Below are 21,570 nucleotides of genomic sequence, written 5' to 3'. Positions count from 1 at the left end.
TGGGCCGCTACCCGTGAAGGCCTACAACGCGACGATCGCCGTGCATCCAAAAGGCAGTGGGTCGACCGTGGTCTGGACCGCGACCTTCGATGCAGCCGGGATGACCGATGCGGAGGCGAAGGCCGACATCGAAGGCGTTTATGAACAGGGTTTAGCTGGCATTGCAAAGGATGCGAGCCCGTAGGGTTAGAACCCTATGGCATGCAGCTAGCATCGGCACCGCTCAAGGGTCTCAGAGTGCTCAGGGGGGCACTGGTGCTTTGGCGTGTCCGTCGTCAGATGATTTGGGACAATTTGCGATGTTCAGGAGCGGAGGCTCTGGTCCATCTGGAGTAAGAGGTTAGGCGGTCTTTGCGTGGTGGCGCAAGCGGCGATTCATCAGGGTCTGGCACTTGATGCGTTCCCGCTCGGCCAGGATCCCCCCGCTGCGTCCGAAGTAGACGTCAGCGGGCGTGAGGTTGCCGAGGCTCTCATGAGCTCGGGCAGCCGCCGATAGCCATAGCGCACCCGCGCGGCAGCCAACTCCTTCAGCCGCATACGCAGCGCGACCTGTGGGTTCGACCGCTTCCTATAGCGCTGGGATGAACGACCGAAGCTGGTGGCCAGACAGGCCCGACGCTCGCTGATGCCGTAAGCCACCTGCAGGTGACCGGCGACCTCGCGGCGAGCGGCGGGCCTCACCACTTTTGCTGACGCTGCCCTTCGGGTCGCTTGAGCACGTCCTGCAGCATGGAGCGGTCCAGCGTCAGGTCGGCCACCAGTCGTATGAGCTTGCTGTTCTCGTCCTCCAGCTGCTTGAGCCGTCGGATCTCAGGCACGCCCATGCCGACGAACTGCTTTTTCCAGCGGTAGAACGTCGGCTCGGACACACTCATCTTCCGGCAGACCTCGTCCACCGTGGCGCCATTCTCTGCCTGCCGCAGGGCGAAGGCGATCTGTTCATTCGTGAAGCGTTTGCGAGGCATGGCATCTACCCTCCTTCAGGGTTCAGGATGCCCGAAAAACTTGCGCTCAGCGCGGACCAGTTTGCTGGGTCAGGGTCAAAGGCGGGTGCGGAGCGGTGATCCCCCCGGTCTCGCGGACACCTCTGATATGCTCCTGAACGCCGCTGAATGTTCCAAATCATCTGATGACAGACGGTGCGTATCCACGACGGATCTTTTATAATCAACTGGACTAGGCTTTAGTTGGCGCCTCGCACGAAAGCGTAACGCCCGACGGAGGCAGTTCCACCGCGATAGCGTACACCTCCAGAAATGGCCGAGGGCGTGCCGGGGCGACAGTGCCCTGTCAGAGCGGGGTCCATCCTGCAGTCGGGATAGCGAGGGGAAAGGGCCAGCAGAGATTGCCTCAGGCGAGCCACCTCAGTCCTCAGAGCGACGTTCTCGCGTTCGACCTGACCGAGATGAGTAACGCCTGCTGGTGGAAGACCACCAAGGCGCCGACGCCAGCGGTAGAACGTCCCGATCGAGATGTGGGCCGCCTTGCAGATCACGGAGACGGGAATGCCGCTATCGGCTTCCTTGAGCAGGAAGGCGACTTCCTGATCGGTATGTCGGCTTCGACGCATGTGCGAGCCTCTGCGATCCGAGATGGCAATCAAGGGCGAGCAAGAAACATACCCTCAAGTCGGCGGCGCATGTCGGCAGGGGCTGTGGGGCATTTGCGAATAGTGACGTTTTGCTCGTCGTTGCGCCTGCGATGCGGGCTGTTCGATGAGGTTTTGCGCATGCCGGAGGGCATGTGCAGCCCATTTAACCTTCCCCTGGACCATTCAGAATCCGACACTTCGCCTCGTGTCAGGGGAAGGTGCAAAGCCCATGGTCGATGTCACGAGGCGTCATTTCATTGGGACCGCAGCAGCGCTCGCCGCTCCCGCGATCATCCGCCCGGCTTGGGCAGCCGACACGGTCAAGCTCGGATGCCTATTTTCTTCATCGGGCACGATGGCCAATATCGAAGGGCGCCTGAACCACGTGGTGCGCATGGCTGCGGATGGCATCAACGCGAAGGGTGGCGTTAATGGGCGCCGTATCGAGGTCGTGACCTCGGACCCTGCCTCCGATTGGCCGCTTTACGCCCAGATCGGACGGCAGATGCTGCAGCAGGAGAAGGTCGCCGCCCTGTTTGGCTGTTGGACCTCAGTCTCTCGGAAATCAGTCCTGCCGGTGGTGGAGCAGAATGACGGACTGCTGTTCTATCCGCTCCATTTCGAGGGCGACGAGAACTCCAAGAACGTCGTCTACGTGAATTCACCGCCAGCGAGTTCGGTGCTGCCCGCGGTGGATTACCTGATGGGTGCGGAAGGAGTCGGGGCCAAGCGCTTTTTCATGATCGGCTCCGACTACGTCTGGCCGCGCACGATCAACAAGCAGCTCAAGGCCTATTGGACGTCCAAGGGCGTGGCGGCGACCGCCTGGCGCGAGGAATACGTGCCGCTGGGCTTCTCCAACTTCCAGACCCTGGTGAACCAGATCCGCAGCTTCGCCGCCGAGCCGGGCGGCCAGCCGATCGTCGTGCTGACGGTGGTGGGGTCGTCGATCCCCGACTTCCTGCGCGAGTTCGCCAACCAGGGCATCCGTGCCACCGACGTGCCGATCCTCGGCCTCGACATGGTGGAGGCCGACCTCGAGGGGCTGGATACGGCGCCGCTCGTCGGCCACCTCAATTGCTGGGCCTATCTTCAGGCCGCGAAGGCCGAGGCCAATACCCGGTTCCTCGCAGACTGGGCCGCCTACGTGAAGGCCAAGTCCGTCCCCTTCAGCGCCGACACCGTCATTGATCCGATGGTCTCGGCCTATGACAGCGTCCAGCTCTGGGCGCTGGCCGCGGCGAAGGCGGGAAGCTTCGACGTGCCCGAAGTGCGCAAGGCCTTCGCGGGCCTGAGCTTCGCTGATCCCTCAGGTTACACCCTGACGATGACGGGGGAGAACAATTACGTCTCCCGCGGCGTCTTCATCGGGTCGGTCAACGAGAAGCAGGGTTTCGACATCCTCTGGCAATCGCCCGATGCCCCCAAGCCCGTGCCGTTCAGCCCGTATGGGTGAGGGCGTGAGATTTTGGATATTGAGTGCCTTCCTGGTCGTTGCGGGTCTGGTGCAGCCGGCAAGCGGAGGGACGCCCGTCCACGACCGCGCGGGTTTCGCCGTCAGCCTGTGCGGCGACGGCGCAGCGCAGAGCAGAGCGCTGGATGCGCTCATCCGGTCGAGCGGCGAGGACGCGGTCGACGATCTCGCCGCGGCGGGCCTCCTCCTGCGCGGCTTGTTGGAAAGACGTCTCGTCTGTCTCGGCGATACGGCGATCCTACTCGATCGGATTGGGGCATCGGACGGGCGTGAGGTCGCGAGCGGCGCCGTTCGTCCGGCTGACGGCGGACGTTCGCCGGTGCTCGGCCTGCGCCAGCGCGCCCTCGTCGAGACCGCCCTCGGCATCGCGACGCTGGTGGCGGGCGAGACCGTGGAGCTTCGGTCCAAGGGGCTGGCGGCCGTCGAACGCCGCATGGCCGGCGTGCCCGATGCGGTGCTGGCTCGGGCCCAGGAGAATGAGCGCGATCCAGGTCTGAAGGCGGCGATCGGCACCGCCGCACAGGGGGCCGCCCTGTCCTCGCCCGACCCGGTGCGGCGCCTCGCGGCGATCTCAGCCGTAGCCGACGCGCCGTCGGGTGCCGCGGTCTCGCGGCTCTCCGCCCTGAAGAGCGATCCCGCCTATCGCGGGGACCCTGCCTTCCGCGCGGCTCTGGACGTCGGGATCGCCCGGGTCGAACGGGCGGTGTGGATCGGCAACGGCCTCGCACTGCTCTACAATGGCTTGAGCTTCGCCAGCATCCTGTTCATGGCCGCAGCCGGGCTGGCGATCATCTTCGGGCTGATGGGGGTGATCAACCTCGCCCAGGGCGAGTTCATCATGGTCGGCGCCTATGCCGCCTACGGCGTGCAGGAGACGTTCCGCCGGTTCGCTCCGGGCTTCCTCGACCTCTACCTCGTCGCGGCGATCCCCGTGGCGTTCCTCGCCGCTGCGCTGGTGGGAATCCTCATCGAGGCGCTGATCCTGCGCCACCTCTATCGCCGACCGCTCATGAGCCTGCTCGCCACTTGGGCGGTGAGCCTGTTCCTGATCAACCTCGTCCGCGTGGCCTTCGGATCGCAGAACCTGCAGTTCGGCATGCCGTCCTACGTGAGCGGCGGGGTGCCGCTCTACGCCGATTTCATCGTCACCTGGAACCGGCTCTTCGCCATCGCCTTCGCCGCCGCCACGCTGGTGCTGACGCTGCTGATCCTCAAGCGCACCCCGCTCGGCCTCGACATCCGGGCGGTCACGCAGAATCGCGACATAGCGGCCTGCCTCGGCATCAGGACCCGACGGGTCGACCGCCTCGCCTTCGGCTTCGGCTCGGGACTGGCCGGGCTCGCCGGCGTGGCCCTGTGCCCGATCTACAGCGTCAATCCCGGCATGGGGGCGACCTTCATCGTCGACAGCTTCATGGTGGTGGTGCTCGGCGGCGTCGGCACGGTCGTCGGCACCCTTGTGGCCGCGCTCGGCATCGGCGGAGCCAACGTGCTGATCGAGCCGTTCTACGGCGCGGTCGCCGCCAAGGTGATCGTGCTCGCCGGCATCATCCTGTTCCTCCAGCGCCGGCCCGAAGGCCTGTTCGCCGTGAGGCGGCGGCGATGAGAGGGGCCGTCGAGACCTTGCCCGTGACGGCGTCCCGCCGCTTCGTCCCCGGCCTGGGAGGCGATCCGCTTCTGGCGGGGGTGATCGCCCTCGTCCTGTCCGCCGCCCTCGTCATCGTCCTGCTGCAGCCGGCCCCCTATCTCGTGAACATGGTCGGGCAGTTCGCGGCCTTCGCGATCCTCGCCGTCTCCCTTGATCTGGTCTGGGGCTATCTCGGCATCCTCAGCCTCGGTCACGGCCTGTTCTTCGCCGTCGGCGGCTATGTCTGCGCGATGCACCTCCTGTCCCACGCCTATGCCGTCACCGGCGTGGCGCCGGACCTGATGCAGTTCATGGGTTGGAAGACCCTGCCGCTCTACTGGTCCGGCCTCACGAGCGCGCCGTATGCCCTGGTCGTGGCCCTGGTTCTGTCGGCCGCCATCGCCTTCGTGTTCGGCTATGCCTCGTTCCGCTCGCGGGTGAACGGCGTCTACTTCTCGATCATCAGCCAGGCCCTGGTTTATGTCGCCATGCTGCTGATGTTCCGGAACGATACCGGGCTCGGCGGCAACAACGGCATGACCGGGTTCCCCCTTCTGTTCGGCCATCCCATCGGGGCGCCCGGCGTCGTCACCGGACTGGCCGTCGCCACTCTCCTGGCTCTGGCCCTGGTCCTTGCGGGCGCACGGGCCCTGGTGGTCGGCCGCATCGGCCGGCGCATGCTCGCCTGTCGCGACGACGAGGCCCGCCTGCGCACCCTCGGCTACAGCACGACACGGCTCAAGCTGGGGATCTGGTGCCTCTCGGCGATGATCGCGGCCTTGGCCGGGATCCTCTACGTGCCCCAGGTCGGCATCATCAACCCGAGGGTCCTGAGCCCCGACCTCTCCATCGAGATCGCGGTCTGGGTCGCCATCGGCGGGATGGGCCGGCTCGGCGGCGCGGTGATCGGCGCCGTGGCGGTCAACGCCCTCAAATTCTGGCTGAGCGCCGCGATGCCGGAGGCCTGGCCTTTCATCCTGTCGGGCCTCGTCCTGGTCGTGGTGCTGGGGCTGCCGAACGGCCTTCTCGACCTCGCGACCCTGCGCCTCAAGCCGACCTGGCTGCGGCGGGGAGGGGGGCTCGGATGAGCGCCTTGGTCATCGAGAACCTGAGCGTCGTGTTCGGACGGTTCCGCGCTCTAGACGGCCTGTCCCTGGCCATTGATCCCGGTGAGGTCCGGGCCGTGATCGGACCCAACGGCGCCGGGAAGACCACCCTTCTCGATGCCATCACCGGCATCGCCAAGCCGATGTCGGGCCGCATCCTGCTCGGCGACGATCTCGACCTGACCCGGCGCTCGGAGGCGCAGATCGCCCGTGCCGGCGTCCGTCGCAAGTTCCAGAAGCCCAGCGTCTTTCCCGCCCTCACCGTGCGCGAGAACCTGGAGATCGGCTGCGGCCTCGACTGCCCGACCACCGAGCGATCCGACAGCGTCGCAACTTCTCTCGCCGAGACCGGGTTGGAGGCGCGCGCGGACTCGCTCGCGGGCTCCCTGGCGCATGGGGAGAAGCAATGGCTCGAGATCGGAATGGTGCTCGCTTCCCGTCCGAGGCTGGTCCTCCTCGACGAGCCCGTGGCGGGAATGTCCGATGCCGAGACCGTGCGGACCGCCGACCTGATCCAATCGCTGCGCCGCCCTGACCGGGCAATCCTGGTGATCGAACACGACATGGCCTTCGTAGAGGCGATCGCCGACCGGGTCACCGTGCTGCACGAAGGCCGCACCCTGTTCGAGGGTGGGATGGCTGGAGCGCGTGCGGATACGCGAGTCATCGAGGTGTTTCTCGGCCGATGAGCGATGTCTCCCACTCTCTCCCACCGGGCCCGGTGGGCCTGACCGTGACCGGCCTCGACCAGCATTACGGCAGCGCGCAAGTGCTGCGGAAAGTGGACTTCTGCATCGAGCCCGGCTCCTGCTTGGCGGTGCTCGGGCGTAACGGCGCTGGCAAGACCACGCTACTGCGCTGTCTCGCCGGACTGATCCCTATAAGCCGCGGACGCATCATTCTCGGCGAGACCGATATCACCGAACTGTCGCCAGACCGGCGAGCGCGGGCGGGCCTCGCGATCGTGCCCCAGGGGCGCGAGATCTTCGCGGACCTCACCGTGGCGGAGAACCTGCGCGTCGCCGCCCGGGCGCATGGCCTGGACCGCACCGACGCCGTGGATGAGGCCGTCGCCCTGTTCCCGGCCCTGCGCGACCTGTGGAGCCGCCCGGGAGGGAATCTCTCGGGCGGCCAGCAGCAACAGCTCGCCATCGCCCGCGCGCTCAGCACCCGTCCCCGGTTGATCCTCCTCGATGAGCCCACGGAGGGCATCCAACCCTCCATCGTCACAGCGATCGAGGCGGTGATCGAGGGACTGAAGGGTCGGATCACCGTGCTCCTGGTGGAGCAGTATCTCGAATTCGCCGTCCGGCTTGCCGATTCCTTCGTCGTGCTCTCGCGGGGCAGCGCGGTCGAACGGGGCACGCGGGACACCTTGGACCACGCCACTTTGTCCCGGCACATCGCCGTCTGACCCGCCGCACATCAGATCTCGAAGAGGATTGCTTATGTCGACGCATCACGAAATTCCCGCGACTCCCGACACGATGGTGCTCGGCTACTTCGACGCCGCGCTGCCGCCGGTCCTGGAGATCGAATCCGGCGACACCGTCACGCTGCATTCGTTTCCGGCCGGCGGAAAGGAATCGCTCCATCCCGACCCGGCCAGGGTCCCCGCCGATTATCTCGCCGCCCTCGACACCCTGGCCTCCGGTCCCGGGCCGCATTTCGTCACCGGTCCGGTCCATGTCCGCGGAGCGGAACCCGGCGACGTGCTCCAGGTCGACATTCTCGATCTGAAATTCCGCATGGATTGGGGCTTTGTGGCGATCCTGCCGTTGCTCGGCACTCTGCCGGACGAGTTCACCGACTACGAAACGATCCATCCCGACATCGACGTCGCCCGCGGTGTCGCGATCCTGCCCTGGGGCGCGGAATTGCCCCTCGACCCCTTCTTCGGGATCATGGGCACGGCGCCTCCCGCGGCCTGGGGCAGGGTCGGTTCTCCGGTCCCCCGCGCGTTCGGCGGGAACATGGACAACAAGGAGCTCAAGGTCGGCACGTCGCTGTATCTGCCGGTCTTCAACCCGGGGGCCGGATTCTATGCCGGCGACGGCCACGGCGTGCAGGGCGACGGCGAGGTCTGCATCACCGCCCTCGAGACGGGCCTTTCAGGGACCTTCCGTCTCACCGTGCGCAAGGATTTGGGCTTCTCCTGGCCCTTCGCCGAGACCCCGACCGACCTCATGACGATCGGCCTGCATGAGAACCTCGACGAGGCCATGCGTCAGGCGGTGCGCGAGATGGTCCATCACGTCTGCGCCCGCAGCGGGCTAACCCGCAATCAGGCCTACATGCTGTGCTCGCTCGCCGGGAACCTCCGCATCACGCAGACGGTCGATGGCAACAAGGGAGTCCACATGTTGCTGGCGAAGAGCGCGCTGTCCGCTCCCAGCTGAACCCCGGTCCCTATCAATGAGTATCCAGGTCGGCGGGGAAGCGAGAGAGGAGAGCAGCCCCGCTCGAAGTGAGTTCGAACAAGCCTCGCTGGCTGGTGCAATAATGTAGCCCGAGAAGCGATCCCCAATCATAAAAACTGGCTGTGTGGTTGGGTGAGCGAAAGTAGGCGCGATAAGCGCACACAAAACGCTGTCGAGGCGGTCCTGATCAGCCTTTTGCGGGACCTCGACCGCGGCGAGTTGGTCGGCCCACTCGGCGAGCCCATTGAGGGATCCGGTGACAGCAAGCTGCCGCAAAGCTGCAATGACGGCATTCTATCCGGTGAGCGCGAATGTCTTGCGTCGAGCAGGATTGGAGCGCGGGCTTAGCAGCCTGCCGTAGAAGGCTGCGTCGAGTGAAGGCAAGGTGTGCGCTCGGAAGACTTCCATGAGAACAGGCTCCGGATGAACCCGCAGCATGACCCCTACCCACAACTCTGCGTAGGTCATTGCTAAATCGAGCAAATTTTCGCATGAGATGGGGTCACAATCGACGACGATCGTGACCCCATCCAAATCTTGGATCTTGTTGTTGGGTCAGAGACATGGCGGCGCTTCTCATAGGGGCATGCTTCGACGCCGATCCACATCCAGACGGCCATCGGTGAAGCGAACCTTGATGAACAGCCGAATCTGACCCTTCTCGGGCTTTCGGAACGTCCGCTTTCAGGTCACTCAGCGGGATGGAGAGTACGACCGGGCTGGGTGGATTACAGCTAGTCCGCTATTGGGAAGCCGCGTCCAGAAACCGGACGTTCGCATGAATTGCGGTTTATAACGGCATTGCTCCGTTTCCAGACCTTCATCTGCGATGTCGCGAATAGTCGCTTGACATTGCAGACGACACTAAGATTTTCACTGCTTTGGAAGCACTGCAAAATCGATGCCATGCATACATTGCAGGAAATCAATAAAACAATCCATTTATATAATAGGTCATTAAATTTTTGGGCCTAAAATATCAGTTATTATCCTGTGCCCGTCTGGATCGTAACGATCTGTTTGTCCAGTCAGGACGATGCGAGTGGCGAAGGGAGAGCCATCGGGGCAGTTTCGGAGAATTGAACCAGGCGCGCGGTAGCAGAGAAGCTCGAGATGGGGCGGCGCCCCGCCGGGAAGAGTGAGGCTCGTGACCTCGACCACCGGATCATCGATGGCGTCCAGGCGGGCTTGCTCCGAGCCCCGGTTCAGGCTCCTGCTCGTGACCTTGAAATCGAGGCCGACATAGAAGGCGACGGCGCGCTCCGTATCGGCCACGGTGATGGCGGTATGATCGATGCCGAGGACCAGACCCGATCGCCCGCGCCAGACCGGCGGCACGGCGTCGGGCGGGAAGGCCAGCAGTTCGAGCGGGTGCCCGTCGGGGTCGCGGAACTTGAACGCGCTAACACCGCCTGAAGCCGCCGGCAGCCGCTCCGGCCCGGCCCGCGAGATCGGCGTCCAGCTGGGCATCCCGCACAGATGCGCATAGGCCGCGTCCATGTCCGAGACGACGAGGGCGCAGTGCTGGAAGTCGGTGCTGTTAGAGGGCGGGAACTTGGCCGCAGGGTCCGAGGCGGGCACGAGTTCGATCGTCTGTGCTCCGAGTGCAAGGCGCGCTCCGTCGGAGGCGACGGTGGCCCCGAAGGCGGCCGCGTAGAAGGCGGCGGTCGCGGCTGGATCCGGGCAGAGGAGCCGGATCGCGGCGATCCGAAGAGCCGTCAACGGCCGGCTCCGGGCAGCGGCGCGCCGCGGCGGTTGAGGAAGATCGCGTACACACGCTGCGAGCCGGCGATGAACAGGCGGTTCCGGTGCACCCCGCCCCAAGCCAAGTTGGAGACCCGGTAGGGCACCCGCACCTTGCCGAGGAGCTGCCCCTCCGGTGAGAGGCAGTGGACGCCGTCCGCGGCGCTCGACCAGACGTTGCCGTCCTCGTCGACCTTCATGCCGTCGCAATAGCCCGGATCGATCCTGTGGAAAATGTCGCCGCCGGTGAGGATGCCATTCGCGCCGACGTCGAACACGCGGATGTGCTGTCGCGGCGCCGGACGGCTCTGGTCGCCGGTTTCGGAGACGTAGAGCCGCCGCTCGTCCGGCGAGAAGGCGAGACCGTTCGGCCCGTCGAAATCGCCGGCGGCGATGCGGATCGCACCGGTCGTGGGGTCGAAGCGGTAGAGGGCGGGCGGCTGCTCGGAGTCCTGCCGGCCTCCCTCGTAATCGTTGGCGATGCCGTAGACTGGGTCGGTGAACCAGATCGTCCCGTCGGATTTCACGACGACGTCGTTGGGCGCATTCAGCCGCTTGCCGGCATGGCGGTCGACGAGCCGCGTCACCCGCCCGTCGTGCTCGGTCCGGTAGAGGCAACGGCCGTGATGCGAGCAGGTGATGAGCCGCCCATCGCCGTCGCGGGCCTGCCCGTTCCCGTAATCGGAGAGTTCGCGATAGACCGAGACTCCCTCGGCCTCGCTCCACCGCATGGTGCGGTTGCGCGGCAGGTCCTGGAACAGAAGGCAGTTCCAGTCCCCCATCCAGACCGGCCCCTCGACCCAGCGGAAGCCGCCGGCGATCTCCTCCAGCCCGGCATTGTCGAGGACGTAGGTCCGGAACCGGGGATCGTGGATCTCGACTCCCTCCATCGCCTCAACCGAACCGGCAGGGCGTGGTGCGTTCGCGCGCCGTGTCGAACTGCACCACCATCAGGACGGCGGGTGCGTCGCCGACCGTTCCGGATTTGTGGCCGGTCTTGCCGTCGCGCGTGCCGCAGCCCTGATCCTCGCCGAACGAGATCTCGCCCGGCCCCATCTCGATCCGGGTGCCGTCCATGGACTCGACGTACCAGCGGCCGCTCAGGGGGATGATCCATTGCGGTGCAGGGTTCTCGTGCCACGTCCCCTCCCAGCCGACCGGCTGGACCGTGATCATCGTGGTCATGCCGTCGTGGTGCTTGACCCCCTGCCATTGCGGCGAGGCCGGCGGCTTCATCGAGGCGAGGTGGAACTTGGTCATGGTGCAGCGGACCTGCCGGCTGATGCCGTCCCCATCGGTATAGAGGTGCCAGTAGGGCACGGTCGGCTTGTCGCCCGCGTCGCTCATCGAACCGTCTCCGAAATTGTCTGCGTGTAGGGGTGGGTCGACCCGAATGGGTCGTGCAGGAAGGCCGCGACGCCCTGCGCGCTCGGCCCGCTCCAGGCGAGTGCGAGGAAGCCGCCCGCCACGGCAAAGTTCTTGAGGAAGTCCCAGAACGTCTCGCGGCCCTCGCTAGGCCCGCGCAGGCGGAAATCCGGTTTGCGCCAGAATGGTTTCCAGAGCAGCGCCGTGACCGCACAGTAGCCGGCGAGCACGAAGGCGGCGAAGCGGTCGGCGATACCGGTAACTACGCCGAGCGACATCACGACCTCCACAAACAGTCCGGCGAGGATCAGCGCCGTCGCGAGCGGGCGTGAGGCCGTCGCTTGACCGGCCTGACCCACCGCCGCGCGAAAGTTCAGGACCTTGTCGAGGGCGCTGAAGGGCAGGAACAGCAGTATCAGACAGGCTCGGGCCGCGAAGGCGGCGAGCACCTCGATGGTCATCGGCGGGTTCCCGTCGGGTTCATTGGCAGCCAACGCCGCCGGAAGGGTGCGGTTCGCGCAGGGTTTGGAAGAAACCCGTGCCCGTCCGGAATAAACCCGTCTCCCATGCGTGTGGAACGGCGGGCTCTGCCATCCGTTGCGCGTCGGCAGACGGAGCGAGGTGGATGAGCGACGACCGTTACGACGTGATCATCGTAGGCTCGGGCCCCGGCGGCGGCTCGGTGGCGTGGCGCTTGGCCCGCACCGGCAAGCGCGTCCTCGTGATCGAGCGCGGCGACTACCTGCCGCGCGAGCGTGAGAACTGGGACACCGACGCGGTCTTCCGCAAGGCCCGCTACCAGGCGGACGAGACCTGGACGTCCTCGAACGGCGACACGTTCAAGCCCGGCCTGCACTATTACGTCGGCGGCAATTCCAAGGTCTATGGCGGCGTGCTGTTCCGCCTGCGCGAGAGCGACTTCGAGGCCCAGCGCCACCCGGACGGCATCTCGCCGGAATGGCCGGTCAAATACGACGCCTTCGCGCCCTACTATCAGGCCGCGGAGGAGCTGTTCCAGGTCCACGGCAGCCGCGGCGAAGACCCGACCGAGCCGCCCTCCCCCCATCCCTACCCGAAGCCCGCGATCAGCCACGAGCCCCGCATCCAGAAGCTCGCGGACGATCTCGCTCGTCACGGCCACCACCCGTTCCACCTGCCGATGGGCGCGCTGATGCAGGAGGACGGCAAGGGCGGGACGACGCCGCACTCGCCGCTGCTGCGCTGCGACCCGTTCGACGGGTATCCGAGCCTGACCAATGGCAAGGCTGACGCGCAGATCATCTGCATCGATCCGACGCTGGCCGCTCACCCCAACGTCACGCTGCTCCGTAATGCCTTTGTCGAGCGCCTGCTGACCGATGCGGGCGGCGGCCGCGTCACCGGCGTCGAGGTGATCGTCGAGGGGCGCCGTCACGTTCTCGCCGCCGACCTGTTCGTCGTGGCCTGTGGCGCGTTGTCCTCCGCGCTTCTGTTCCTGCGCTCGGGCAGCGACGCGCATCCGGACGGGTTGGCCAACCGCTCCGGCCAAGTCGGGCGCAATTACATGCGCCACAACAACACCACGGTGCTGGCGATCTCGAAGGAGCCGAACCCGACCCAGTTCCAGAAGACGCTCGGGCTCAACGATTTCTACTACGGCCACGACCGCAGCCCGCTGAACGACTGGGAATTCCCGCTCGGACACATCCAGATGGTCGGCAAGTCCGACGGGATGCAGATCGAGGCGGAGGGGCTGCCGGGTTTCCTGCAATGGCTGCCGACGCGGCCGTTCTCGTACATCGCGGAGCACTCGATCGATTTCTGGCTGACCTCGGAAGACCTGCCGCTCCCTGAGAACCGCATCCACTACCGCGACGGCCGGGTGCATCTCGACCTGACCGTCACGAACGCCGAGGCGCAGGCACGCCTGCGCGAGACGCTGCGCACAATGTGCGGCAGCCTCGACATCCACCCGCACCTATTTGACCGGACGCTCTATCTCGGCAAAGACACGCCGATCGGCGGCACGGCGCATCAGGCCGGCACCCTGCGCTTCGGCCCCGACCCGGCGACCAGCGTGCTCGACCTCGATTGCCGGGCGCACGGGATCGACAACCTCTACGTCACCGATGCGAGCTTCTTCCCCTCGATCGGCGCCGTGAACCCAACGCTCACCATCGTCGCCAATGCACTGCGGGTGGCCGACGGGATCGCGGCGCGGCTTTAGGGCGCGCATCACAGTTCCAGCTGGCCCCACCGCGGTAACGGACGTTCTTCTCGCCATGAACCGGAAAGGACGACGCCGCGATGTCTGAGACGGCCCCCCCGCACAGGCGTCCCGTCGGACCGGTCCCCCGGCGTCAGGCAATCTCGCGCCTCGCACCTTACTGCGCCATCGTCGCGCTACTGCCCATCGGCGGCTGCAGCGTGCTCGATCACGGCATACTCGGTGCCGCCGGTCCGGTCGCGGAGCAGACGCGCAGCCTGTTCCTGCTCGTCTGCGCGATCATGATCCTCGTCGCGGCCCCGGTCCTGTTGCTGACGCCGATTTTCGCCTGGCACTACCGGCTGTCGAACACCGAGAGCGCCTACCGCCCGCAATGGGGCTTCAACTGGCCGCTCGAAGGCCTGATCTGGATTCCGCCGACGCTCATCGTGATCGTGCTCGCGGTGATCCTATGGCGCGATACGCACGCGCTCGACCCCTACAAGCCGCTCGCCTCGCCGCATGCCGCGGTCGAGGTTCAGGCGGTGGCCCTCGATTGGAAGTGGCTGTTCATCTATCCCAACGAGGGCGTGGCGAGCGTCAACGAACTCGCTTTTCCCGCCGAGCGTCCGATCCATCTCAGCCTGACGAGCGGCACGGTCATGCAGTCCCTCTTCGTGCCGCGGCTCGGGGGGCAGATCTACGCGATGGCCGGGATGACCACGCAGCTCAACCTCGCAGCCAACGCGCCCGGCCGCTTCCGCGGTGAGAACACACAGTTCAACGGCGCGGGTTTCCAGAACCAGAAGTTCTCTGTCCTGGCCCAGTCGAACGACGACTACGCCCGTTGGCTCGCACGGGCACGCGCCGGGGGCAGAACGCTCGACCCGGCCGCCTATGCGGCATTGACCGCCCGCTCGACCCAGGCCGAACCGATCCTGTTCGGGTCGGTCACCCCCGACCTGTTCCGATCGATCCTCGCCCGGAACGATCCGGGCATGCAAACCGCCCACGGACATCACCCCCAATGAGCGACGACGGTCACTGGCTCACCCTGCTCGGCCACCTGAACGCGCGGTCGTTCCCGTTCGTGCGGGCCTGGGACGATCCCACCGTCAGCGAACTCATCGGCGCGCTGGCCGGTGCGCTCGTGGTCGTTGGCGCCCTCGCCCTGGTGGCTCTGGTGACGTGGAAGCGCTGGTGGCGCCCGCTTGTCCGCGACTGGCTGACGAGCCTCGATCACAAGAAGATCGGCATCATGTACGTTGTGCTGGCCGGGGTGATGCTCAGCCGTGCCCTCGTCGAGGCGGTGCTGATGCGGACGCAGCAATCGCTCGCGGTCGATGCCCCCGGCATCGTCGCGCCCGAGCATTTCGCGCAGCTCTTCAGCACCCACGGCACGATCATGATCTTCTTCATGGCGATGCCGTTCCTGACGGGGCTGATCAACTACGTTGTGCCGCTGCAGATCGGCGCGCGCGACGTCGCTTTCCCGCTCCTGAACTCGATCAGCTTGATGCTGACGGCGGGGGGGGCCGGCCTCGTGATGATCTCGCTCGCGGTCGGCGAGTTCTCGACCGGCGGATGGTCGGGCTACCCGCCCTATACGGGCAAGGCGTTCCAGCCCGGCGTCGGCCCGGATTACTGGATCTGGGCGATCACCCTGTCCTCCCTCGGCACGACCTTCTCCGGGCTGAACTTCGCCGCAACGATCTACAAGAAGCGCTGCCCCGGGATGCATCTTAGCCGCATGCCGCTGTTCTGCTGGACCGCGCTCTGCACCTCGATCCTGATGATCTTCGCGATGCCGCCGCTGACGCTCGCCACCGCCCTCCTCGCCCTCGATCGCTATCTCGACTTCCACTTCTTCACGAACGATCTCGGCGGCAACATGATGAACTACGTGAACCTCTTCTGGCTGTTCGGCCATCCGGAGGTCTACATCCTCATCCTGCCCGCCTTCGGTGTCTTCTCGGAAGTCATCTCTGCCTTCTCATCGAAGGAACTCTACGGCTACAAGTCGCTTGCTGCCGCCACCATGGTGATCGGCGTGCTGTCCTTCACGGTCTGGCTGCACCACTTCTTCACCATGGGCCAGAGCGCCGACGTCAACGCAGCCTTCGGCGTGGCGACGATGACGATCGCGATCCCGACGGGGGTCAAGATCTACGACTGGATCTGGACGATGTTTCGCGGCGAGGTCCGGTTCACGGCACCGATGCTGTTCGCGCTCGCCTTCATCGTGACCTTCGTCCTCGGCGGCCTCACCGGCATCATGCTTGCGATCCCGCCGATCGACTACGTGGTCCACAATACCGTGTTCCTCGTGGCGCACTTCCACAACATGCTGATCCCGGGACTGCTCTACGGCATGATCGCCGGATACATGTACTGGTTCCCCAAGGCGTTCGGCTTCCGCCTGTCGGAAGTCTGGGGCAAGGTCGCCTTTGGTTGCTGGGTGAGCGGTTTCTACCTCGCCTTCATGCCGCTCTACGTGCTCGGGCTCAGCGGCATGGCGCGGCGCAGCCAGGCCCTGTTCGAGCCCGATTACCGCCCCTGGCTCCTCGTCGCGGTCGTCGGCGCCTTCCTGCTGCTCGCCGGACTCGTCAGCCTGTTCGTGCAGCTCTGGGTCAGCGTGCGGGACCGCGCGGCGAACCGCGTGCCGGTGGGCGACCCCTGGGACGCGCGCAGCCTCGAATGGTCGGTCTCGGCGCCGCCGCCCGAGTACAACTTCGCCACGATCCCGCAGGTTGACCGGCTCGATCCGTTCTACTGGCGCAAGGAGCGCGGCGAAGCCTACCGGCCGGCCGACCGCTACAACGCCATCGCGGTGCCGAAGAACAGCTGGGTCGGCCCGCTGGTCGGACTGGCCGGCGCCGCCTGCGCCTTCGGCCTCGTCTGGCATATCGGATGGTTGACCCTCCTCGGCTTCGTCGGTGTCTGGATTCCGGTCATCGCCCGGAGCTTCATGCGCGACGTCCATCGGACGATCCCCGCCTCCGAGATCGAGGCGACGGAGAGACGCTGGCTCGACCGGGCCCATGCGGCGCGTCCCGTGCCGCGTGAACTCGAGACCGAGCCGGCCAATCTCGGTCTCGCCCGCCCGTTCCCGGCGCAGGTGCCGGCGTGAGCGGGCCTGCGAATGGGCCGCAGCTCCGGCATGTCGGGCTGAATCTCCTTCACTCGGACGAGATGGAACCGGAAGAGGCCGCCACCGGGCTCTACGGCTTCTGGATCTTCCTGATGAGCGACGCGATCCTGTTCGCGCTGCTCTTCGCGATCTACGGAACGCAACTGGCGGCCACGGCCGGCGCGCAGGGACCGCAGGACGTCCTCAAACTCGGCCCCGCCTTCGTCGAGACGGTGATCCTGCTCACCAGCAGCCTGACCTTCGGCCTCGCCGCCATCGCCCTGAAGTACGACCGTGGCCAGTTCGGCCTCGTCCTCTGGCTCTGCGTGACGCTGATGCTCGGGATCGCCTTCCTCGGCTTCGAGATCAGTGATTTCCGGACGATGTTTGCCGATGGGGCCACGCCGGACCGCAGCGGGTTCCTCTCGGCCTTCTTCGCCTTGCTGCCGACGCACGGTCTGCACGTCGCGGCGGGCTGCATCTGGATCATGGTGATGCTGGCGCAGATAGCGGTGTTCGGCACCGACGGCAGGGTCAAGCTGAACCTGCTGAGGCTCGGCCTGTTCTGGCACTTCCTCGACATCATCTGGATCGCGATCTTCTCCGTGGTCTACTTGCAGGGAACGCTCGCATGACCAGGCAGGGTTCAACGCGGGGCGCGGTGCTGCTCAAGGCCGTCGGCGCCGCCGGTCTGATCGGGCTCGCGAGGATCGTGTCCGGCGGCCTCGCAGCGGGGCGACATCCAGCCGAGCCCGAGGGCGGCTCCTCCGCGCAGGCCGACGACGGGCTTCATTCCCGGCGGCGCGACCTCATCACCTACGGCATCGGATACGGTCTGGCGCTGCTGCTGACATGCGCCGCCTTCGCCGTCGTGACGTGGCGATGGGCGGCCGGGGCTACGGCGCTCGGCGTCGTGTTCGGCTTGGCGCTGGTCCAGGCCGTGGTCCATTTCCGCTGCTTCCTGCACATCGATTTTAAGCGCTCGGCCCGCGACGACCTCCAGCTGATCCTATTCTCCACCCTCATCATCGCCCTCATGGTCGGCGGCACCCTCGTCGTGCTGGTCAACCTGCGGATGCGAATGATGTAGTCGGGTCCGAGGGGCCGCCCCGGTCCCTTGCCGCAAGCGGCGCGGCGGCGAAGCCGAGCTAGAACCGGCGCGGCTCGGCGGCCGGCATCCGGGCTGCAGATTCAAAGGTCCAGAACGGGGAAGGAGTTCGGATGCGACTTGGTCAGCAGTGCACCATTCGGTGACATTTAGCGGGCGCAGCTCAAGCTGCCACTGTCGACCCCATCCAGACCTTTGACAGAAGCGTCTCGACTGTCCGCAAGGGGGCATTTTTCGCCGTTGAGCACAACTCGAGCTATGTCCGCTTTCAGGCGACGCTCGCAGCAACATGTACGACTATGTGGGGTCGGATGCGGAACGTTCACTTCGGGGCGAAAGCGCAGGGTCCGGTTACCACCGAGACTGTGTGAAAACGCGTCTCGGGCTGACGCAAGCAGAAGGATTTCTCGCAGGAACCCTCAAGGATTGCTGTCGCGGCCATCCGAACTGATGTTTTTCCAGTCAATCTTGGAAAATTGTACTCGGGCGTGGCGAAGTGCCGGCATTTTACACAGCCTGCACCCTTTGCAGACCATTGGTACGGGGGCCGCGCGAAGTTGTCGCTACTGGGACGCATCGAAGTCGGTCACCGCCGTCAACGAGATGGGTGTGTCCGCTCGCTGAGCATAATCGCCCGCGGCTGTTACGCGCCGACTTCTAAGCATGCTGTTGACAAAAGGATATTATTCCTATAGTGACAGCGTCAGTCGCTGCTTTTGCGATGCGCCGAATGCTGATGACGATGCCCCCGAGCGCTACGCAAGGCCACACTGAAGAATGCGCACGAAGGCGTCGGCCTCGACCCCTCTCCATCAACCACACCGCAAGGCGGCCTTCGGGCCGCCTTCTTCGTTTCAGGAGCCCTGTTATGAACACGCCAGCAACCGCCGTAAGCGAAGCTACCAGCGAACCCAACGACGCCGCGGCAACGGCTACCGCCGGCATCGCCATCCCACCGGCCGTGATTTTGTTCGGTACCGATGAGGGCGGCAAGCCACACGCTTCGACGTTCGCCCGCGCCGAGGTCGAACTGGCCGAGCGAGCGGCCGGGCTGATGGGCTTACGGGTACTGCACATCACAACCGATGAGCATCGCGCCGTCGCCTCTCAGCTGCCCGCAGGCCAAATCTTCGCCCAAAGCGGGCGGAGGGTTCGTGCCGTTCGTCAAGAAAGCCCTGTATGAGCGCCTGATGGCCTTGGCGGGGCCGGGCGAGGCGCCACCGCGCCTAGTGTCGGCCATGGCGAGCTCGCCGCCTTCAAACGATGCCCCTCCACCTGCCGGTGATTTCGCACGCCCTCTCAGTTGGGAGGCGGTCAAGGTCGGAAGCCTGGTGCTTGCCTCGACGGGGCCTCAGGAGGGTTGGTTCGAATCGGTTGGGTCGTGTCCCTCGGCGTGGTGTAGCTCGCTGAGGGCCACCACGATTACCGGCTTGGGCCGGGAGGATCAGGCTGCCAGGGTCGGCAGTCTGACGAGGGGATCATCGCCGATTGGGGCGATGCTTTCTAGGGTGATGTAGCGGGCCCGCTGGACGGCCCACTCGTCATTCTGCTCCAACACAGGATCGCGCCGACGAGGCGTGTGATGGCAGCTTCGTTGGGGAAGATGCCCACGGCCTCGGTCCGACGCTTGATCTCGCCATTGAGGCGCTCCAACGGGTTGGTGCTGTGCAGCTTGACCCGGTGTGCGGCCGGGAAGCCCATATAGGCGAGCACGTCGGGATCGGCCGCGTCCATCAGGGCGGCGAGCCTGGGCACCTTGGGCCTCAGTTGATCGGCCACCCGCCGCCATTGCTGACGGGCCGCCTCGGCGTCGTCCTGAGCAAACGCGGTGGCGATGAAGGCCGAGACGACGCGGCGATCCGAGCGGCCCGCATGGGCGAGGACGTTCCTCATGACGTGGACCCGGCACCGCTGCCATGTGGCGGTCATCACCTTGGCCACTGAGGCCTTGATGCCCTCGTGCGCATCCGAGATCACCAGTTTGACGCCGCGCAGACCACGCCGGGCCAGCTTGCGCAGAAAAGCAGTCCAGAACGTCTCGGCTTCCGACGGGCCGACATCCAGGCCGAGCACCTCGCGCCGGCCCTCGCCGTTGACGCCCACCGCCACGATGACGGCCACCGAGACCGGGCTCCCGTCGCACATGTGCGATGGGGACCCTGGATGCGCCCGTCCTGGCGGACCTTCACGTAGATCGCGTCGATCCAGAGATACGGCCACTCGCCCTCGAAGGGGCGGTCCAGGAATGCGCCAACCCGCTCGTCGATCTCCTGGCACAGACGCGAGACCTGGCTCTTCGACACGCCCGTGCCGCCCATGGCCTGGACCAGATCATCGACCGAGCGGGTCGAGATGCCCTGGATGTAGGCCTCCTAGATCACCGCCGTCAGTGCCTTCTCGGCCATCCGTCGCGGCTCCAGGAAGCCGGGGAAGTCCGAGCCCTTGCGCAGCTTCGGGATGCGCAACTCCACCGTGCCGGCTCGCGTCTGCCAGTCTCGGTCGCGATACCCGTTGCGCTGGACCAGCCGCTCGGCGCTCTTCTCGCCGTGGGCCGCGCCGGTCAGGCCCACCACCTCCAGCTCCATCAGTCGCTCGGCTGCAAAGCCGATCATCTCGCGCAGCAGATCGGCGTCGGCACTCTTCTCCATCAGCCCGCGCAGGGCCATGATCTCGTCGGTCATCGGGGGTCTCTCGGGTGCGGGGCTGGTCGTCGCAACCCGACCCTACCCGGCAACCGCCGATGACCACCCTGAAGCTATACCACTGCCTGGGACACGACCGAGCCTGCGTCCGCCAGATCCTTCCTGCTGATCGGCATTCGCAAAGCCTCTTCCTATTTTCGAGCTGATCCATAAGGCCGCTACGCACTCGCGATACCAAGCTTCAGCGCTCATCATGCTGTCCGAGTATCGTTCTGCCGTTGTAGCTCTTCTGGAACAGCTTGAGCATGGTTTTGGCGGGCTATGAGTTCTGCGATACTCACGGGTCGGTAGCCCCAGGCATCAACGCCAACATCGCATGAGAAGCGGGTGTCAGGCAGGGATCCATGCGTGTGGCCATAAAGGTGCCGCGTCCCGCGCCACAAGCCGGGCCAGGCTCGATGCGCGTAATGTGCGAGAAACAGCCGCCATTCCGTGCCATCGGCATCGCTTACAGTGATCCGCGCAGTTTCCTGCGGCGGTTTCGCCCACGGCAGTTCGAGAACCCGCTTGGTGTCGTGGTTGCCGCGGATCAACCGCTTTCGGCCTCTCAGGGCCTCAAAGATCTCCGCGCAGCGCGCCCGGCTTGCACCAACTGCAAAATCGCCGAGATGCCAGACCTCGTCGTCCGCGACGACAACGTTGTTCCAACCCTGGATCAGAGCCGCGTCGTGATCATCGAGTGATCCGAACGCCACTCCACGCTGCCGCAGGATGTGAGCATCCCCGAAATGGGTGTCTGAAGTGAAGAAGGTAGCCATGCGGATCCGACGGCGCGGCATGCTTAAGGCAGCGGCCTGCCATTCAAACTCCTCCAACTCGGTGGGGGATCAGCGCCTCTGGGGAAAAAATCGCGTTGATTAAAACGCTGCCATGCACCTCGAGCGCTCGGCCTCGCGCGCGTGAGGCGAAGTCCAGCGAGATCCAGCTTTAGCCGACACAAGCCGACGCAAAATGTGGGGTATATTGAGGGCGAACACCCAATACTAAACTGGAGTTCCTAGCAAAAACAATGACTTAGCAAGGGCAAGTGGCGGAGAGGGGGGGATTCGAACCCCCGATGGGCTTGCACCCATGCCGCATTTCGAGTGCGGTACAATCAACCGCTCTGCCACCTCTCCG

At 65.6% G+C, this 21,570-nt stretch carries 19 protein-coding genes, 1 tRNA gene and 3 pseudogenes; 13 read left to right on the top strand and 10 right to left on the bottom strand.

Annotation, left to right across the window (positions count from 1 at the left end):
- Positions 1-184: SRPBCC family protein (locus tag MKK51_RS04465; protein WP_243975224.1), on the top strand; the 184-nt coding region annotated here is incomplete at its 5' end.
- Positions 185-340: 156 nt separating this feature from the next.
- Here the strand turns inward: MKK51_RS04465 and MKK51_RS04460 are convergent.
- The 3 genes and pseudogenes from MKK51_RS04460 to MKK51_RS27515 all read right to left on the bottom strand — a co-directional run.
- A pseudogene (locus tag MKK51_RS04460) lies at positions 341-484 on the bottom strand (IS3 family transposase); the annotation flags it as partial.
- Positions 469-965: pseudogene (locus MKK51_RS04455) on the bottom strand (transposase); the annotation flags it as partial. The pseudogenes MKK51_RS04460 and MKK51_RS04455, both read right to left, overlap by 16 nt.
- Before the next feature lie 218 nt (positions 966-1,183).
- Positions 1,184-1,570, bottom strand: a complete 387-nt coding sequence (locus MKK51_RS27515; RefSeq protein ID WP_409565615.1) for a transposase — start codon at positions 1,568-1,570, stop codon at positions 1,184-1,186.
- A 250-nt stretch (positions 1,571-1,820) separates the two neighbouring features.
- Here MKK51_RS27515 and MKK51_RS04450 point away from each other — a divergent pair, with 250 nt between their 5' ends.
- From MKK51_RS04450 to MKK51_RS04425, 6 genes are read left to right on the top strand one after another with little or no spacing between them, the layout of a single operon-like run.
- A complete protein-coding gene (locus MKK51_RS04450) occupies positions 1,821-3,047 on the top strand; it encodes a transporter substrate-binding protein (RefSeq protein ID WP_279600964.1) in 1,227 nt (408 codons plus the stop codon).
- A gap of 19 nt (positions 3,048-3,066) precedes the next feature.
- On the top strand, positions 3,067-4,671 hold the full coding sequence (gene urtB, locus MKK51_RS04445; protein ID WP_243975221.1) for an urea ABC transporter permease subunit UrtB: 1,605 nt from the start codon (positions 3,067-3,069) through the stop codon (positions 4,669-4,671).
- The gene (urtC, locus tag MKK51_RS04440) at positions 4,668-5,780 is read left to right on the top strand and encodes an urea ABC transporter permease subunit UrtC (protein ID WP_243975220.1); all 1,113 of its coding nucleotides are present in this window, start codon (positions 4,668-4,670) and stop codon (positions 5,778-5,780) included. Before urtB ends, urtC begins: the two co-directional genes overlap by 4 nt.
- Positions 5,777-6,487, top strand: coding sequence for an ABC transporter ATP-binding protein (locus tag MKK51_RS04435; protein ID WP_243975219.1), 711 nt, complete (start codon positions 5,777-5,779; stop codon positions 6,485-6,487). The genes urtC and MKK51_RS04435 overlap by 4 nt, the downstream gene beginning before the upstream one ends.
- A complete protein-coding gene (urtE, locus tag MKK51_RS04430) occupies positions 6,484-7,212 on the top strand; it encodes an urea ABC transporter ATP-binding subunit UrtE (protein WP_243975218.1) in 729 nt (242 codons plus the stop codon). The genes MKK51_RS04435 and urtE overlap by 4 nt, the downstream gene beginning before the upstream one ends.
- 34 nt (positions 7,213-7,246) lie before the next feature.
- On the top strand, positions 7,247-8,197 hold the full coding sequence (locus MKK51_RS04425) for an acetamidase/formamidase family protein (protein WP_243975217.1): 951 nt from the start codon (positions 7,247-7,249) through the stop codon (positions 8,195-8,197).
- Positions 8,198-9,175: 978 nt separating this feature from the next.
- On the opposite strand, the gene MKK51_RS04420 is transcribed toward MKK51_RS04425, so the two are convergent.
- From MKK51_RS04420 to MKK51_RS04405, 4 genes are read right to left on the bottom strand one after another with little or no spacing between them, the layout of a single operon-like run.
- A complete protein-coding gene (locus tag MKK51_RS04420) occupies positions 9,176-9,940 on the bottom strand; it encodes a VOC family protein (protein WP_243975216.1) in 765 nt (254 codons plus the stop codon).
- On the bottom strand, positions 9,937-10,851 hold the full coding sequence (locus tag MKK51_RS04415; RefSeq protein WP_243975215.1) for an SMP-30/gluconolactonase/LRE family protein: 915 nt from the start codon (positions 10,849-10,851) through the stop codon (positions 9,937-9,939). The genes MKK51_RS04420 and MKK51_RS04415 overlap by 4 nt, the downstream gene beginning before the upstream one ends.
- A gap of 4 nt (positions 10,852-10,855) precedes the next feature.
- Positions 10,856-11,308, bottom strand: coding sequence for a cupin domain-containing protein (locus MKK51_RS04410; protein ID WP_243975214.1), 453 nt, complete (start codon positions 11,306-11,308; stop codon positions 10,856-10,858).
- Positions 11,305-11,787, bottom strand: coding sequence for a DoxX family protein (locus MKK51_RS04405; RefSeq protein ID WP_243975213.1), 483 nt, complete (start codon positions 11,785-11,787; stop codon positions 11,305-11,307). Before MKK51_RS04405 ends, MKK51_RS04410 begins: the two co-directional genes overlap by 4 nt.
- A 164-nt stretch (positions 11,788-11,951) precedes the next feature.
- On the opposite strand from MKK51_RS04405, the gene MKK51_RS04400 reads away from it, so the two are divergent.
- The 6 genes from MKK51_RS04400 (at position 11,952) to MKK51_RS04375 (ending at position 18,932) form a co-directional block, all read left to right on the top strand.
- A complete protein-coding gene (locus MKK51_RS04400; RefSeq protein WP_243975211.1) occupies positions 11,952-13,532 on the top strand; it encodes a GMC oxidoreductase in 1,581 nt (526 codons plus the stop codon).
- An 80-nt stretch (positions 13,533-13,612) separates the two neighbouring features.
- Positions 13,613-14,542, top strand: a complete 930-nt coding sequence (locus MKK51_RS04395; RefSeq protein ID WP_243975209.1) for a COX aromatic rich motif-containing protein — start codon at positions 13,613-13,615, stop codon at positions 14,540-14,542.
- Positions 14,539-16,641: a cbb3-type cytochrome c oxidase subunit I gene (locus MKK51_RS04390; protein ID WP_243975207.1), complete on the top strand. Its 2,103-nt coding sequence runs from the start codon at positions 14,539-14,541 to the stop codon at positions 16,639-16,641. Before MKK51_RS04395 ends, MKK51_RS04390 begins: the two co-directional genes overlap by 4 nt.
- The gene (locus tag MKK51_RS04385) at positions 16,638-17,276 is read left to right on the top strand and encodes a cytochrome c oxidase subunit 3 (RefSeq protein ID WP_243975205.1); all 639 of its coding nucleotides are present in this window, start codon (positions 16,638-16,640) and stop codon (positions 17,274-17,276) included. Before MKK51_RS04390 ends, MKK51_RS04385 begins: the two co-directional genes overlap by 4 nt.
- Positions 17,273-17,731, top strand: a complete 459-nt coding sequence (locus tag MKK51_RS04380) for a cytochrome o ubiquinol/quinol oxidase subunit IV (protein ID WP_243975204.1) — start codon at positions 17,273-17,275, stop codon at positions 17,729-17,731. Before MKK51_RS04385 ends, MKK51_RS04380 begins: the two co-directional genes overlap by 4 nt.
- An 886-nt stretch (positions 17,732-18,617) precedes the next feature.
- A complete protein-coding gene (locus tag MKK51_RS04375) occupies positions 18,618-18,932 on the top strand; it encodes a hypothetical protein (protein WP_243975202.1) in 315 nt (104 codons plus the stop codon).
- A gap of 261 nt (positions 18,933-19,193) precedes the next feature.
- Here MKK51_RS04375 and MKK51_RS04370 read toward each other — a convergent pair.
- From MKK51_RS04370 to MKK51_RS04360, 3 genes and pseudogenes are all read right to left on the bottom strand, one after another.
- Positions 19,194-20,430: pseudogene (locus MKK51_RS04370) on the bottom strand (IS256 family transposase).
- Positions 20,431-20,642: 212 nt separating this feature from the next.
- Entirely contained in the window at positions 20,643-21,209 is a 567-nt protein-coding gene (locus MKK51_RS04365; protein ID WP_243975200.1) for a metallophosphoesterase family protein, read from the bottom strand.
- A 270-nt stretch (positions 21,210-21,479) separates the two neighbouring features.
- Positions 21,480-21,569: transfer RNA gene (locus tag MKK51_RS04360), tRNA-Ser, on the bottom strand.
- Between the last annotated feature and the right edge of the window lies 1 nt (position 21,570).

Origin of the sequence: Methylobacterium sp. E-045 (assembly GCF_022829685.1) — a bacterium.
GTDB lineage: Bacteria > Pseudomonadota > Alphaproteobacteria > Rhizobiales > Beijerinckiaceae > Methylobacterium.
Note: the sequence above shows the minus strand (reverse complement) of the source record. Positions and strands in the feature narration are given on the sequence as shown.